This is a genomic window from Isoptericola halotolerans (assembly GCF_003003075.1).
Lineage (GTDB): Bacteria > Actinomycetota > Actinomycetes > Actinomycetales > Cellulomonadaceae > Isoptericola > Isoptericola halotolerans_A.
In genome coordinates, this window is the sequence record NZ_PVTX01000004.1 from 270,998 (window position 1) to 285,512 (window position 14,515).

At 73.1% G+C, this 14,515-nt stretch carries 16 protein-coding genes and 1 tRNA gene; 5 read left to right on the forward strand and 12 right to left on the reverse strand.

Annotated elements, in window-relative coordinates; genetic code table 11:
• Window positions 1–13 precede the first annotated feature (13 nt).
• Entirely contained in the window at window positions 14–673 is a 660-nt protein-coding gene (locus BCL65_RS08155) for a DUF6318 family protein (protein ID WP_106266899.1), read from the reverse strand.
• A gap of 388 nt (window positions 674–1,061) precedes the next feature.
• Between BCL65_RS08155 and BCL65_RS08160 the strand changes: the two genes are divergently transcribed.
• On the forward strand, window positions 1,062–1,538 hold the full coding sequence (locus BCL65_RS08160) for an HNH endonuclease (protein WP_106266900.1): 477 nt from the start codon (window positions 1,062–1,064) through the stop codon (window positions 1,536–1,538).
• Between the two features lie 6 nt (window positions 1,539–1,544).
• On the opposite strand, the gene BCL65_RS08165 is transcribed toward BCL65_RS08160, so the two are convergent.
• The 5 genes from BCL65_RS08165 to BCL65_RS08185 all read right to left on the reverse strand — a co-directional run bounded on the left by BCL65_RS08165 (window position 1,545) and on the right by BCL65_RS08185 (window position 6,429).
• Window positions 1,545–2,582, reverse strand: a complete 1,038-nt coding sequence (locus BCL65_RS08165; protein ID WP_181340724.1) for a hypothetical protein — start codon at window positions 2,580–2,582, stop codon at window positions 1,545–1,547.
• Between the two features lie 78 nt (window positions 2,583–2,660).
• The gene (locus tag BCL65_RS08170) at window positions 2,661–2,951 is read right to left on the reverse strand and encodes a DUF3175 domain-containing protein (protein WP_106266902.1); all 291 of its coding nucleotides are present in this window, start codon (window positions 2,949–2,951) and stop codon (window positions 2,661–2,663) included.
• 42 nt (window positions 2,952–2,993) lie between these two features.
• A complete protein-coding gene (locus tag BCL65_RS08175) occupies window positions 2,994–3,434 on the reverse strand; it encodes a DUF779 domain-containing protein (RefSeq protein WP_106266904.1) in 441 nt (146 codons plus the stop codon).
• Window positions 3,435–3,452: 18 nt separating this feature from the next.
• Window positions 3,453–4,976 (reverse strand): acetaldehyde dehydrogenase ExaC, encoded by a 1,524-nt coding sequence (exaC, locus tag BCL65_RS08180; RefSeq protein WP_106266906.1) that lies wholly within the window; start codon window positions 4,974–4,976, stop codon window positions 3,453–3,455.
• Between the two features lie 139 nt (window positions 4,977–5,115).
• Complete coding sequence (locus BCL65_RS08185; RefSeq protein WP_106266908.1) at window positions 5,116–6,429, reverse strand: helix-turn-helix domain-containing protein; 1,314 nt, start codon at window positions 6,427–6,429, stop codon at window positions 5,116–5,118.
• Between the two features lie 208 nt (window positions 6,430–6,637).
• On the opposite strand from BCL65_RS08185, the gene BCL65_RS08190 reads away from it, so the two are divergent.
• From BCL65_RS08190 to BCL65_RS08205, 4 genes are read left to right on the forward strand one after another with little or no spacing between them, the layout of a single operon-like run.
• On the forward strand, window positions 6,638–7,561 hold the full coding sequence (locus BCL65_RS08190; RefSeq protein ID WP_106266910.1) for a sulfurtransferase: 924 nt from the start codon (window positions 6,638–6,640) through the stop codon (window positions 7,559–7,561).
• 14 nt (window positions 7,562–7,575) lie between these two features.
• Window positions 7,576–8,031, forward strand: a complete 456-nt coding sequence (locus BCL65_RS08195; RefSeq protein ID WP_106266912.1) for a SufE family protein — start codon at window positions 7,576–7,578, stop codon at window positions 8,029–8,031.
• Window positions 8,032–8,088: 57 nt separating this feature from the next.
• Window positions 8,089–9,225, forward strand: coding sequence for a calcium/sodium antiporter (locus BCL65_RS08200; RefSeq protein WP_106266913.1), 1,137 nt, complete (start codon window positions 8,089–8,091; stop codon window positions 9,223–9,225).
• Window positions 9,226–9,238: 13 nt separating this feature from the next.
• Entirely contained in the window at window positions 9,239–9,619 is a 381-nt protein-coding gene (locus BCL65_RS08205; protein ID WP_106266915.1) for a universal stress protein, read from the forward strand.
• 9 nt (window positions 9,620–9,628) lie between these two features.
• Here the strand turns inward: BCL65_RS08205 and BCL65_RS08210 are convergent, their stop codons facing one another.
• The 6 genes from BCL65_RS08210 to BCL65_RS08235 form a co-directional block, all read right to left on the reverse strand.
• A complete protein-coding gene (locus tag BCL65_RS08210; protein WP_125206504.1) occupies window positions 9,629–10,798 on the reverse strand; it encodes a DUF2235 domain-containing protein in 1,170 nt (389 codons plus the stop codon).
• A 71-nt stretch (window positions 10,799–10,869) separates the two neighbouring features.
• Entirely contained in the window at window positions 10,870–11,625 is a 756-nt protein-coding gene (locus BCL65_RS08215) for an amino acid ABC transporter ATP-binding protein (RefSeq protein ID WP_106266919.1), read from the reverse strand.
• The gene (locus BCL65_RS08220) at window positions 11,622–12,491 is read right to left on the reverse strand and encodes an amino acid ABC transporter permease (RefSeq protein ID WP_106266921.1); all 870 of its coding nucleotides are present in this window, start codon (window positions 12,489–12,491) and stop codon (window positions 11,622–11,624) included. The genes BCL65_RS08215 and BCL65_RS08220 overlap by 4 nt, the downstream gene beginning before the upstream one ends.
• Window positions 12,492–12,495: 4 nt before the next feature.
• On the reverse strand, window positions 12,496–13,374 hold the full coding sequence (locus BCL65_RS08225; RefSeq protein WP_165799965.1) for an ABC transporter substrate-binding protein: 879 nt from the start codon (window positions 13,372–13,374) through the stop codon (window positions 12,496–12,498).
• Between the two features lie 107 nt (window positions 13,375–13,481).
• Window positions 13,482–13,988 (reverse strand): dsRBD fold-containing protein, encoded by a 507-nt coding sequence (locus BCL65_RS08230; RefSeq protein WP_106266980.1) that lies wholly within the window; start codon window positions 13,986–13,988, stop codon window positions 13,482–13,484.
• A 194-nt stretch (window positions 13,989–14,182) separates the two neighbouring features.
• A tRNA-Met gene (locus BCL65_RS08235) sits at window positions 14,183–14,259 on the reverse strand.
• Window positions 14,260–14,515: the final 256 nt, after the last annotated feature.

Below are 14,515 nucleotides of genomic sequence, written 5' to 3' on the forward strand. Positions count from 1 at the left end.
GTGACAGCACACGTCAGCCCTCCGGAATTGGCGCGAGTTCGACAAGGAGCCACTCGCCGTCTCTCAGCCCGAGTTCGGCTCTGCGTTCAGCGGATGTCGTTGCCATCTCGAAGATAACCTCGTCGTCCGGCCCGGTGATCGTCGTAGCCGCCTCCGTCAATGTGATATCCATCGGCCAGATCCCTGTCACGACATCGCGCTGGTACACCTTGTCCACCACCACCTCGACGTCACCGCCGGTGAACACGTCTCCGCGCTTTGCGATGGTCTTGGCCTGATCGAGGCGGGACTCGCAGTACTCGCAGGACCGGTGGCTCCGCGCCTCCCACTCGGCGGTGTCCCCGGTGACCATCATCGGCTGCTCGAGGGACAAGATGTACTTCGCCGCAGCCGCCGCTCCCTCGGCATCCTTCTTGTCCATCACGGCCGGCCGCTCCGGCCCCGCCGCTGCGACCTCGTCCGAGGGCTCGGGCGAGGGCTCGGGAGACACCGTCGCGGACGGAGATGCCGTGACGGACGCCGGCAGGGGCAGCTCCGAGGCCGTCGACTCCGGCTCGGGGTCGGCGCCGGTGCAGCCGGCCACCAGCACCGCAGTCGCGAGCACAGCGACCAGAGCGGCGGCCGGCCGCCGCGGCGCAAGGACAGAGGGATCGTGGCGGGTTGTGCGCATCATCGCGTCTCCAGGGCGTCAGACAGGCCAGCGCGGCCAGGACCAGCCACCGACCCTAGCGACCACCGCCCACCGGCGGAACCGCATGTCCCAGCCTGTGGACGGCCCCCAGCCGAGGCCGTGCGCGACCCCGTGCCCGGACCGTCGTGAACTAGCCATACCGGGCCAAACCTTCACATTCGGCACCTGAGGACGGAAGGCGGGGCCGAGAACCGCGCGCAAAGGCCTGGACCTTCGCGCCCCGGCCCCTTACATTTTCCGTGACGGACGCCACAGCGCGCCCGTCCGGCGGTCCTGCCCGGACCGTCGTCGTCCGAGACACCGACTCAGAGGGAGCCGCCGACACCGCGCTGGCCCGACCGGCCCGCGCACCGCAGGAGGGAGCAGGACCGTGACCGACGTACTGGTCCTCAACGCCGGCTACGAGCCGCTGCACCGTGTGTCGGTGAAGCACGCCATCACGATGCTCGTGCGCGAGGTCGCGGTGGTCGAGGAGTTCGTCGAGGGCGCGTCGTTCGGCCCCTACCCGCTCCCCCGGGTCCTGCGGCTCGTGCGGTACGTGACGATGCGCTGGCTCTACCGCGGCGGCGGCCGTCCGGCGGTGACCAAGGACGGCATCAAACGGCGCGACGGCGCGTGCGCCTACTGCGGTGGCCCCGCCCAGACGGTCGACCACGTGGTGCCCCGGTCGCGGGGCGGCGACAGCTCCTGGCTCAACCTCGTCGCCGCGTGCCGACCCTGCAACCACCGCAAGGCCGACCGCACGCCGCTCGAGGCCGGCATGCCGCTCCGGCTCGCCCCCTACGTGCCACCGTTCGACCACGGGCTGGTGCGGCGCCGTCGCCGCGCCAGACCCGTGGCCGCCTGAGCATCGTCAGACGCCGTCGGCCGGCTCCCAGCGCCGTTCGGCACCCTCCGGCTCTCCCTCGGCCGCGGCGAGGTCGGCCTCCCCGACGCGCGCGATCGTCCCGGTGACGGGCTGGGGAACCGCGGGTCCCTCGGCGTCGAGGACGCGGGACGCCACGACGGTGCTGCCGAAGTTCGCGTGACACTCGGTGCAGTACCAGTCCGGGGCCGGCACCGGCACCTCGAAGCCGCCGTAGACGACGTCGGGCTCGGAGCTGACGACGTCGTCGGAGAAGGTCATCCCCCACACGATGCGCTTGGTCTTGCCGCGCACGCCGCAGCCGGGGCACTGCGGCCGCAGCCGGGCGCGCTGGGCGGACACGGAGTGGGCGTGCATGAGGTCGTGGCACTGCGGGCACATGAGGTGCACGTCGCGGATCACCTGTTCGAGGGTGCGCCCGCCGGCCGTCGTCGTGCCCAGCCGGACGGCGCCGTCGTCGTGGGCCTGCAGCTCGTGGACGTCCACGAACCGCTCGCAGGTGGCGCAGCGCTCCTCGCGGCGCATGGCCCAGCCGGACACGGCCCGGTGGCCCAGCACGCGCAGCACGTGCACGTCGGGGGCCGCCGTGCCCTCGGCGCAGTCGCCCGGGTCGATCGTGTGCACGGGACCGTCGTGGAACTGGTTGGCGACGCCGTCCAGCACCGCGCGGGCGTGCTCGGCGGGCAGCCACCCCGAGGACCCGATGTAGGCGTCGGCGCCGTCGAAGAGGTCGGCCCACACGATGGGCCGGTCGGGGCCGAACAGCTCGTCGGTCACCCAGGAGTCGCCGTCGGACGAACCCATCAGCTCCACGGACGCCACGACACCGGCGTCACCGAGGACGGTGACGACGACGTCGCCCCGCTTGGGGCCGTCCGGACCGCCGGGCAGCGAGTGCTCGTGGGAGCGGGTCGCGATCGCGATGGACTCGTTCAGCCAGTCGGTGGACCAGTTCAGGTACACCGACGGCACGAGCCATGCGGGCAGCGACGACACGGACGGGAAGGCCTCTGCTTCGGTGCTCACGGAGTGCAACATAGCCGGTCCGGGCCCTGCTGCGGTACCCCGCTCGGTCACCCGGGCGCGGCAGCCGTCGACGGCGGTTCAGCGCCCGAACACGGCGCGTAGCTCGTCCTTGGCCTGCTCCAAGGTCCGGCGGCGCTCCTCCGGGAGGGTGGACCCGGCCCGGTTCAGGTAGAAGGTCAGCATGGACATCGCGGACTGGTACGGGGTGCCCTCGCGCCGGTCGCTCGCCTCGGCGGACCGCTGGAGCGAGCGGGCGATCCGGGCGGGGTCGTCCCAGGTGAAGACGTCCTCCTCGAGGTCGAGCGCGTCGGAGTGCTCGGTGACGTCCTGGGACCAGCGGTCGTCGTCGTGCTCGGACTTCGTGGCCATCCTTCGACGCTAGGACGACGGGCCCGAGCTCGCCAGGCGCGCTCAGCCGCGCAACGCCTCCGCCTCGGCGTCGGTGAACAGCCGTGACCGGATGAGGAACCGCACGCCTTCCGGTGCCTCCACGCTGAACCCGGCGCCGCGTCCCGGCACCACGTCGATGGTCAGGTGCGTGTGGCTCCAGTACTCGAACTGGGCCCGGCTCATCCAGACCGGCACCGTGAACGTGGCACCGCCGTCGTCGGGTCCGCCGGGAGCCTCCGGCACGGTGAGGTCGCCCAGGTGGACGTCCGCGTCGCCGGTGAGGAAGTCGCCGGCCGGGAAGCACATCGGGCTGGACCCGTCGCAGCAGCCACCGGACTGGTGGAACATGAGGTCGCCGTGCCGGCGCCGCAGCCGAGCGAGCAGCTCGGCCGCGGCGTCGGTGAGGGCGACGCGCGCGGGACGGGGCTCGCCCGCCGCCGTCCCGGCGTCGTCGTCGGTCATGCCGCCTCCTCGGAAGGCCTAGAAGAACCCGTCACGCACGCCGGAGTAGCTGACGAGCAGGTTCTTGGTCTGCTGGTAGTGGTCGAGCATCATCTTGTGGTTCTCGCGCCCCACGCCGGACCCCTTGTACCCGCCGAACGCGGCCGCGGCCGGGTAGGCGTGGTAGCAGTTGGTCCACACCCGGCCGGCCTCGATGGCGCGGCCCGCACGGAACGCCGTCGTGCCGTTGCGGGTCCAGACCCCCGCACCGAGCCCGTAGAGGGTGTCGTTGGCGGTCTTGATCGCGTCGTCGAAGTCGGCGAAGTCGGTCACGGACACCACGGGGCCGAAGATCTCCTCCTGGAAGATCCGCATGGAGTTCTTGCCCTCGAACACCGTGGGCGTCACATAGTAGCCGCCGGAGAGGTCGCCGCCGAGGTCGGCCCGCTCGCCGCCCGTGAGCACCCGGGCGCCCTCGGCCTTGCCGATGTCGATGTAGGACAGGATCTTCTCGAGCTGGTCGTTGCTCGCCTGGGCGCCGATCATCGTGTCGGTGTCCAGCGGGTTGCCCTGCACCGCGGCCTTCGTCCGCTCGAGCGCGTCGCCGAGGAACTGGTCGTAGATGTCGGACTGGATGAGCGCCCGGGACGGGCACGTGCAGACCTCGCCCTGGTTGAAGGCGAACATGGTGAAGCCCTCGAGCGCCTTGTCGTAGAAGTCGTCCCGCTCCGCCGCGACGTCCGAGAAGAAGACGTTCGGCGACTTGCCGCCGAGCTCGAGCGTGACCGGGATGATGTTCTGCGACGCGTACTGCATGATCAGGCGGCCGGTCGTCGTCTCACCGGTGAAGGCGATCTTGCGGATCCGCGACGAGGAGGCGAGCGGCTTGCCGGCCTCCGCGCCGAACCCGTTGACCACGTTCAGCACGCCCGGCGGCAGCAGGTCACCGATGATGTCCATCAGGTAGAGGATCGACGCGGGGGTCTGCTCGGCCGGCTTGAGCACGACGGCGTTGCCCGCCGCGAGCGCCGGCGCGAGCTTCCAGGTCGCCATGAGGATCGGGAAGTTCCATGGGATGATCTGCCCGACGACGCCGAGCGGCTCGTGGAAGTGGTACGCGATCGTCTCGCCGTCGATCTCGGAGATCGAGCCCTCCTGCGCGCGGATCGCCCCGGCGAAGTAGCGGAAGTGGTCGACGGCGAGCGGGATGTCGGCACCGAGCGTCTCGCGCACGGGCTTGCCGTTCTCCCAGCTCTCGGCGACGGCGATCTTCTCGAGGTTCGCCTCGATGCGGTCCGCGATGCGGTTGAGGACGTTGGCCCGCTCCGTGACGGAGGTCCGTCCCCAGGCCGGGGCCGCGCCGTGGGCCGCGTCGAGCGCCCGCTCGATGTCGTCGGCGTTGCCGCGCGCCACCTCGCAGAAGGTCTCCCCGGTGACGGGGCTGGGGTTGTCGAAGTATTCCCCGCTCGACGGCGGCACGTACTCCCCGCCGATCCAGTGGTCGTAACGGCTGCGGTACTCGACGATCGACCCGGGCTGCCCCGGGGGCGTGTAGACGGTCATGCTGGCTGCCTCCTCGCAGTACACACCTCGTCGGGCCCGCGACCTGCGGTCCGGTGCCCGACGGCGGCGCCTCGGCGCGCCGTGGTCGTCACGCTAGGGGCGGGGTGTTGCAGCACCGTTGCAACGGTGCCGGGGCGCCTCAGCGCAGCGCCGCGTCGACCACCGCGAGGTGCGCCCTCGCCCGGCTCCACAGCGGGCTGCCGTGCTCGGCCCGTTGCACGAGGAGGCTCCAAGCCTCGACGTCGTCGGCGCCGTCGTCGGTGCGCGTCCAGGCGTCGAGGGCGGCGGTACCCGTACTGCTCAGGACGGCGGAGCGCAGCTCGGCGGCCAGCTCCGCGCGGACGCGCTCGACGCCGGGGGCCAGCGAGCGCGGGAGCAGCGGGCCGGCGCAGGCGGCGAGCGCCGCCGTCGGGTCGCCCGCGGCGAGGTGCTCGCGCACGACGTCGACGTCGCTGCGCACCCCCGGAGCGAGCCGGTAGGGACGCGACCCGACGACCAGCGTCCCGGCGACGCGACGCAGGCGGGAGATCTCGGCGCGGACGGCGACGTCGGACAGGTCGCCGGGGTGCAGCAGCACCGCCAGCTCCTCGGCGGTGAGCCCGCGCGGGTGCTCGCCCAGGAGCACGAGGATCTCGGCGTGCCGCGGGGAGAGGCGGTGGACGCCGCCGGGCCGGTGGAGCACCGGGGTGCCGAGGAGCTGGAGCGCGGCCCGGGCGGTGCTGTCACCGGTCCCCGCGCGGCCACCAGGCCTGCCCGGCCCGAGCGCCGCGAGCTCGCGTTCGAGGCTCGCCACGGTCGCGCGCACCAGCGAGAGCGCGACGTGCGAGGCGGCGGCGCGGCCGCCGGTCACGTCCAGCACCCCGAGGAGCCGGCCGTCGGCCCCCCGGATGGGGGCGGCGGCGCAGTTGAGCGACTGGACCGGCCGGGAGAAGTGCTCGGCCCCCAGGACCTGCACGGCTCGCCGGGTCGCGAGCGCGGTACCGGGCGCGTTGGTGCCCACGCTCTCCTCGCGCCAGACGGCGCCGGCGACGAACCCGACGCGCTCCGCCGTCGTGCGCGTGCGGGCGTCGCCCTCGACCCACAGGAGCCGGCCGGCGTCATCGCACACGGCGACGACGAGCCCGTCGTCGCGGGCGGCGTCGACGACGAGGTCGCGCACGACCGGCATGAGGGGCGCGAGCGGGTGGGTGGCGCGGTACTCGTCCAGCTCGCGGTCGGCGAGCCCGGCCGCGGCGCGCGGCGAGTCGGGGTCGACGCCGGAGCTGAGGCTGCGGCGCCACGACGCGGCGACGAGGGGGTCGACCCCGGGCGAGAGGCAGCCGGTGCCGAGGAACGTGTCGTAGGCGGTCCGGACGGACCGGCGGTCCCGGCGGACGCCGCCACGGGTCGTGGGCGCGCGACCCGCCTCACGCGCGGACCGGGTGGGATCCTGCGCGGCAGCACGGTCGAGCATGGCGCCTCCGACGTCGTCGTGCGGTGGTCACGTCAGTCTAGGACGCTCCCGGAGCCGCCGAGAGGCAGTTCGTCTCACATCGTGGTCCCAGATCGTGGACGCCGGGTGTCGCCGCAGGTGGGTGCCTGCCTAGGGTGTGGGCAGGTACCCACCTGACCACAGGCACAGCAGGCAACCCACCTGCGGCGACATCCTTCTGGAGGACACCATGCCCGCTCCCCTCGACCCGAACCCGCGCCTGCAGGAGTACGCCCACCCCGAGCGCCTCGTGACGACGGAGTGGCTCGCGCAGCACCTCGACGACCCGGGCCTCGTCGTGGTCGAGTCGGACGAGGACGTGCTGCTCTACGAGACCGGACACATCCCCGGCGCCGTGAAGGTCGACTGGCACACCGACCTGCTGCTGCCCGTCGAGCGCGACTACCTGGACGGCCCGGGCTTCGCCGAGCTGCTCGGTTCCAAGGGCATCGGCCGCGACACCACGATCGTGCTCTACGGCGACAAGAACAACTGGTGGGCCGCGTACACCGCGTGGGTCTTCACGCTGTTCGGCCACGAGGACGTCCGCCTGCTCGACGGCGGCCGCAACCTGTGGGTCGCGGAGGGTCGCGAGCTGACCACCGAGGTCCCGAGCCCGCAGCCGGCCGACTACCCCGCCGTCGACCGCGACGACTCGACGTTCCGGGCCTTCAAGGAGGACGTGCTCGCCCACCTCGGCCACGGTCCCCTCGTGGACATCCGTTCGCCGCAGGAGTTCACCGGCGAGCGCCTCCACATCCCCGACTACCCCGAGGAGGGCGTGCTGCGCGGCGGGCACATCCCCACCGCGCACAACGTCCCCTGGGCCACCGCGGTCGCCGAGGACGGCACGTACAAGCCGCGCGCCGAGCTGGAGGCGATCTACCTCGACGACCCGTCGGCCGGCGGCCTCGGCATCCGGCCGGACGACAAGGTGATCACCTACTGCCGCATCGGCGAGCGCTCCAGCCACACGTGGTTCGCCCTGCACTTCCTGCTGGGCCTCGAGGACGTCCGCAACTACGACGGGTCCTGGACCGAGTGGGGCAACGCGGTGCGGGTCCCGATCGTCGCGGGCGACCAGCCGGGCGAGGCCCCGGGTCGCGCCGCCTGAGAGACACTGGAGCCATGACCGACGCCGCGCCCACCACGCCCGAGCTGCCCGCCCAGCTCGCCGAGATCCGCGAGGACTTCCTGGCCCTGACCGAACCCGACCGGCTGCAGCTCCTGCTGGAGTTCTCGCGGGAGCTGCCCGAGCTCCCCGAGCGCTACGCGCTGGCGCCCGGCCTGCTGGAGAAGGTCGAGGAGTGCCAGTCGCCCGTGCGCGCCTTCGCGGAGCTGGACGACGGCGTGGTGCACTTCTACGCCTCGGCCCCGCCCGAGGCGCCCACCACGCGGGGGTTCGCCTCGATCCTCGCCCAGGGGCTGTCGGGTCTGACGGCCCAGCAGGTGCTCGACGTGCCCGAGGAGTTCCCCCTGCAGCTCGGGCTGACGCGTGCCGTCAGCGCGCTGCGGCTCAACGGCATGGCCGGCATGCTGACCCGCGCCAAGCGTCAGGTCGTGGAGCAGCTCGCCGCGTCCTGACCCGGCCGCCCGCCGCGGCTGCCCCTCGAGAGGCTCGCACGCCCGTACCCTGGGCGCGTGAGCCTCTCGAGCGTGCTGCTCCTCCTGGCCGGATTCGTGCTGCTCGTCGGCGGCGGGGAGGCGCTGGTCCGCGGCGCCGCGTCGCTGGCGCGGACGATGGGCATGTCCTCCCTCGTCGTCGGCCTCACCGTCGTGTCCTTCGCGACGTCCAGCCCCGAGCTCGCCGTGAGCGCCGGCGCCGCGCTGTCCGGGTCCCCCGGGCTGGCCGTCGGCAACGTCGTCGGCAGCAACATCGCCAACATCCTGCTCGTCCTCGGGGTCTGCGCGATCATCGTCCCGCTGGCCGTGACGTCGCGCGTGGTGCGCACGGACATCCCCGTCATGATCGGGATGTCCGTCCTGGCCCTGGTCCTCGCGCTCGACGGGACGCTCAGCACGGTCGACGGCGTCCTGCTGCTGGCGCTGCTGGTCGTCTACGTCGTCGTCACCGTCGTCCGCTCCCGCCGGGGCCGGGGCGACGCACCGTCAGCCGAGGCCGCAGAGCCGGCCGCCGCCGAGCCGGCCGACGCCGAGCCGCACGCCCCGAGCCGGCTCCGGACGACCCGGGCCCGCTCGATCCTGCTCGACGTGGTGCTCGTCGCCGTCGGGGTGGCCCTGCTGGTCGTGGGGGCGCAGCTCCTCGTGCGCGGGGCGACGCAGATCGCCACGAGCTTCGGCGTGAGCGACCTGGTGATCGGCCTGACCGTGGTCGCCGTCGGCACGTCCCTGCCCGAGCTGGCCACCAGCGTCATCGCGGTCCGGCGCGGAGAGGGCGACCTCGCCGTCGGCAACATCGTCGGCAGCAACACGTTCAACATCGGCGCCGTCCTCGGGCTCACCGCCGTCATCGCCCCCGGCGGGATCGACGTGGACCCGGCGGCAGTGCACTTCGACCTGCCCCTCATGGTCGCCGTCGCGCTCGCGCTGCTGCCCGTCGCGTTCACCGGCCAGCTCATCCGGCGCTGGGAGGGCGCGCTCTTCGTCGCGCTCTACCTGGCGTACGTCACGTTCGTCCTGCTGGCGGCCGCGGAGCACGACGCGACACAGCCCTTCGGCTCGGCGATGCTCGGGTTCGTGCTGCCGGTCACGGCCGTGTGGCTCGTCGCGCTCGCCGCGTACGAGCTCGGGCTGCGACGCGGCCGCCGCGAGGTGTGACAGAGTTGGTGCCATGACGGTGCTCGTGGCCTACAACGTCTCCCCGCACGGCGAGGCGGCAGTCCGCACGGCGCTGGAGGAGGCCGGGCGGCGCCATCTCCCGCTGCACGTGATCGTGCTCGACCCGCAGCCGGCGGACGCGCCCGTCCCGGCCGAGCTGGCGGCGGTGCTGGCCGACACCGGCGCCGACGCGGACGTGAGGTCCCGCGACGAGGACACCGAGCCCGCCGACGCCATCCTCGACGCGGCGGAGGAGACCGGGGCGACGCTCGTCGTCGTCGGGTCCCGCAAGCGCTCCAGCCAGGGCACGTTCCTCATGGGGACCACCACGCAGCGCGTCCTGCTGGACTGCCCCGTGCCCGTGCTCGTGGTCAAGGACGCCTACGGCGCCTGACCGCTCCGCTCACGAGCGGTAGCTGAGCACGCGATCGTCGTCCTCCAGCCCCACCACCGGGACCGTCGGCAGGTTCCCCACGCCGCCCGCGCCGTCCAGCCACCACTGCAGGTTCCGGGCGTGCTGGGCGTAGGAGTCCCGCTCGACGTGCCTGACCACCGGCGCCGCCACCGCGACGGCGTCGCGCCACGCGTCGCCGTCACGCTGGGCCAGCACCCGCAACCCGCCGCGGAACACCTCCCGCCCGTCCACCGTGCGGCCGCCCGGCACCATCCGGCGCACCCCGTTGACGAGCCGGAACGCCAGGCGGGGACGGGTCGCCACCACCAGGTCGCCGCGCACCGCTGTCTGCCGGGCGAGGGAGTCCTCGTCGATCGCGACGCCCACCGCCCGCAGCTGCTCCACCATCCACAGCAGCGCGACGTCGGACAGCCCGCACTGCGCACCACCACCGCCGACGTCGCCGTGGCCGCCGGGGAACCACACCTGCCGCACCCGGTCGGCCGCACCCGGCGGCACCTGCCACAGGCAGGGCGCGAACGTCAGGCGTCGCTCGTCGATGGCCAGCGCCTGCCGGGCGACCTCGACCCGGTCGCCCAGCCGGACGTCGTGGAACTGATAGCGGTGCCGCGCGAGCACGGGGACCCCGAGCGCACCGACCGTGTCGAACACCCCGAGGAACCGCACCGGTACCTCCTGGCCGTGCGCCCGGCGGAAGTCCCGGCGGTCCCTGGCCAGCGCCTCCTCGGCCTCGGCACCGCGCGCCCGACGGCGGTACAGCCGTTCGGCCTCCGGCAGCCGGCCGTCCAGGATCGCGCCACGGGTGAGCAGTCCGACCTGCCCCACCATGCCGACCACGCTGCGCGCCGTGTAGGCGCCGCGCGAGTACCCCAGCACGACGATCTCGTCGCCCGGCTCGTGGTTCATGGCGAGGAAGCGGTAGCCGTCCACGACGTTGCGCGTCAGGCCGTAGCCGAAGGCGCCGCCGAGCACCTGGTCGATCTTGTAGCCGCGGGCGCCCACGCCGCCCACGTACTCGACCTGCTGGACGACGCCCGGGCCGTCGTCGGCGGGGACGAGACCGCGCCGGACCACCCGGGCGATCTTCTCGATGTTCGACACGTGCTGGTTCACCCCGTGGTTCCAGGTGCCGTCGCAGCACAGGACCAGACGCTTCATCGCGGTCACCTCTCCTCGTCCTGAGGGAGGGTCCGGCACGGCCGTCTGATACGTGCCGTCCGGGGCCCGGCTCAGCGCAGGCGGCGCAGGAACTCCTGGGTGCGCTCGCGCTGCGGGTCGTCGAGGACCTGCGTCGGCGTGCCCCGCTCGTGCACGCGGCCCTGGTGCAGGAACACCACCTCGTCGGCGACGTCCCGGGCAAAGCTCATCTCGTGCGTCGCGACCACCATCGTGGTGCCCTCGTCGCGCAGGGCGACCAGCAGGTCGAGCACCTCCCCGACGAGCTCGGGGTCGAGCGCCGAGGTCACCTCGTCCAGCAGCAGGAGCTCGGGTCCGCTGACGAGCGCCCGCGCGATGGCCGCCCGCTGCTGCTCCCCGCCGGACAGCTCGTCCGGGTAGGACCGCTCCTTGTGCGCCAGGCCGACCTTCTCGAGCATCTCCCGACCCGCCGCCACGGCCGCGGCGCGGCCCCGGCCGTGCACCAGCCGCAGGGCGAGCGTCACGTTGTCCAGCACGCGCAGGTGCGGGAACAGGTTGTACTGCTGGAACACCATCGACATCCGGGCGCGGGCCGCGTCCGCGTCCACCCACGGGTCCGCGACGTCCACCCCGTCGAGCAGCACCTGGCCGTCGTCAACCTCCTCGAGGAGGTCGATCGCCCGCAGGAGGGTCGACTTGCCCGACCCGGACGAGCCGACCACCACCACGCACTCGTGCTCGGTGACGTCCAGGTCGATGCCGTCGAGCACGACCTTGCGCGGGGCCCCCCGCCCGGTGCCCGGGTAGCTCTTGCGCACACCACGCAACGACAGCAGGGCGTCGCTCACCGGATCACCCCCGCACCGCTCACGCCACGCAGCCGGCCGCGCCAGCCCTGCCGGGCCGACCAGGCGTCCACGAGCCTCGTCAGCGGGATCGACAGCAGCAGGAACAGCACGCCCGCGACCACGTAGGGCGTGAAGTTGTAGTCGCCCGTCGTCGCGATCTGCGCCGCCCGGATGGCGTCCACGGCACCCAGGATCGAGATCAGCCCGGAGTCCTTCTGCAACGAGACGAGCGTGCTCGCCGTCGGCGCCGTGACGTTGCGGACCGCCTGCGGCAGCACCACCCGGCGCACCGTCTGTCCCCGCGTCAGGCCGAGCGACCGCGCCGCGGCCACCTGCGACGGGTGCACCGACTCGATGCCCGCCCGGAAGATCTCCGCGAGATAAGCGGTGTAGGTCAGCACGATGGCGAGGCCGCCGAGGAACGCCGCGCTCACCGGCAGCCACTCCAGGCGCAGGGCGGGCAGCCCGAACCCGGCCAGGAGCAGCACCAGCAGCACGGGCACGCCGCGGAAGACGTCGACGTACAGCACGGTCAGCACGCGCAGCGGGAAGAGGGCCGGCAGCCGCGAGGTGCGCACGACGGCGAGGAGCAGACCGACGACGAGGCCCACCACCGAGGCCACCACCCAGACCCGCAGGTTGAGCCACAGGCCCTCGGCGACCTCGGGCAGCACCTCGACCGCGCGCTCCGGCGAGAAGAACGCCGTGCGCGCCCGCTCCCAGCCGGGAGCGGTGGCCACGACGTACGCCACGGCAGCGACGACGACGACGGTCGCCACGGTCGCGACGGCGAGCGCCCGGCGGTGCTGGGCCCGCCGGAAGGCTTGCCGCTCGCGCGCCCTGGCGGAGGGCTGCCAGTCCGTCATGCGCTCAGGAGAGCTGCTCGATGTCGTCGGAGTCGAGCCACGTGGTGCGCAGCTCGTCCAGCGTGCCGTCGGCCTCGAGCTCGTCGACCGCGGCGGACACGCAGGCCGTGAGCTCCGAGTCCTTGTCCAGGACCAGACCGAGCTGTTCCGGCTCTCCGACGTCGGGCAGCGTGCCGATGACGGTCGTGTCGGGGAAGTACACCGTCGAGGCGGCCACGCCCTGGTCGACGTCCATGACCATCGCGTCCACGGTGCCCGAGGTCAGCGCGGTCATCCCGTCGCCGGCACCGTTGAACGGCACCACCTCGACGTCGTCGCCCCATGCCTGCTCCGCGGCCTCCAGCGAGGTCTGGGAGGCGGTCACGCCCACCTTGGCGCCGCTGAGGTCCGCCAGGCTCGCGGCGTCGGCGAACTCGCCGTCGTCGGCGACGATGACGCCCTGCCGGCTGGTGAGGTACGGGCTGGAGAAGTCGACGGCCTCGGCCCGCTCGTCGGTGATCGTCGTCTGGTACGCGGCGACGTCGAACGGCTTGATCGCCGGGGAGACGATCTGCTCGAAGGTGACGGACGTCCACTCGACGTCCTCGGCCGCGTAGCCCAGGCGGTCGGCCACCTCGTACACCAGGGCCGACTCGAAGCCCTCGCCGCTGGCGGGCTCGCCCACGTACCAGGGCTCGAAGGGCTCGGAGGCCCCGACGGTCAGCGTGCCCTCGGTCAGCGTCGGCAGGTCCGCGGCGTCGCAGGCCTCGGTTCCGGCGGCGGCCGTCGGTGCGTCGGAGGGCGCGGCCCCGCCGTCCGAGGGGGCGTCGTCGGCACCGCACGCGGCGAGGCCGAGCACGAGGGCGGGTGCCAGGGCGGTGGCGAGGACGAGTCGGGAGCGCACGGTTGGTTCCTCCTGGTCAGGGGCGACGATGCCGTCGCGGGCCGACATCGACCCTATGCGCGGGGCGTTCCGGGCGGAACGGCGGCGGCTGTGCGTCCGCTCACAGCTCAGGTGTGCACGTGACCCTGCTGGCCGGTGGCGGCCGCGATGTCCGACTCGGCCTGCCCGAGCAGCGAGTCGGCGAGCCGACGCAGCGCCCGGCCCGCGGCCACCTCGTCACCGATGACGGGCACCTCCTCGTCGCCGGGGTCCTTGCGGGCGTGCCCGACCGCCCGCAGGGCACCGACGTCGGCGTGCTCGGGCGGGCCGGCCACGAGCACCGCCTCCGCCGTCGTGCTGCCGGCGGACTCCACCAGCGCGACCTGCACCTGCCACGTCACCGACCGCGCGGGCCGCGGCTCGGCCTCCTGGTCCTGCCCGGCGCCGGCGCCCTGCTCCTGCACCAGCGAGTCGGGGCCGGGGAACAGCAGGGTCTCCTCACCGGTGTCCGACCAGCGCACCCGGTACGGCGGGCTGCCGTCGCCGTGCGGGCACTCCACCACGACGCCGTCACGCACCGCACCACCCACCACGCCGGCGGCGGTCACGATCCTGTCCCCTAACGAGGCTCTCATGCTGTTGCCCTCCGTCTCGTCCTCGAGTCGACGCTGCCGTCCTCCCATGGTGCTCCCCCCGCCGCGCGCTCGCGTGCTGACGGGGCCGCGTGCGGAGCATCAGGGCGCCGTGCGCAGAGAGCGTCCCGGAGACGACGAGAGGCCCCCGGGAATCCCGGGGGCCTCTCGACCAGGACCGCCTGTGCGATCCACCGTGGTAGCGGGGGCAGGATTTGAACCTGCGACCTCTGGGTTATGAGCCCAGCGAGCTACCGAGCTGCTCCACCCCGCGTCGACATCCTGAACACTACGGCATGCGTCGCGCCCGACGCCAATTCGTCGTCACGACGCCACGCCGTCCGGGAAGCATGGCCTGGTACGTCGAAAGGCCCCCGGAGATCCCGAGGGCCTTTCGACGAGGACCGCCTGTGCGATCCACCGTGGTAGCGGGGGCAGTGTCTGGTCTCAGGACATCGGAATGGGGTGTCTCACGTCATCGGCATAGCGTGTCTCGGGTCATCGGCATGACCCGTCGGGACGATGCTCGA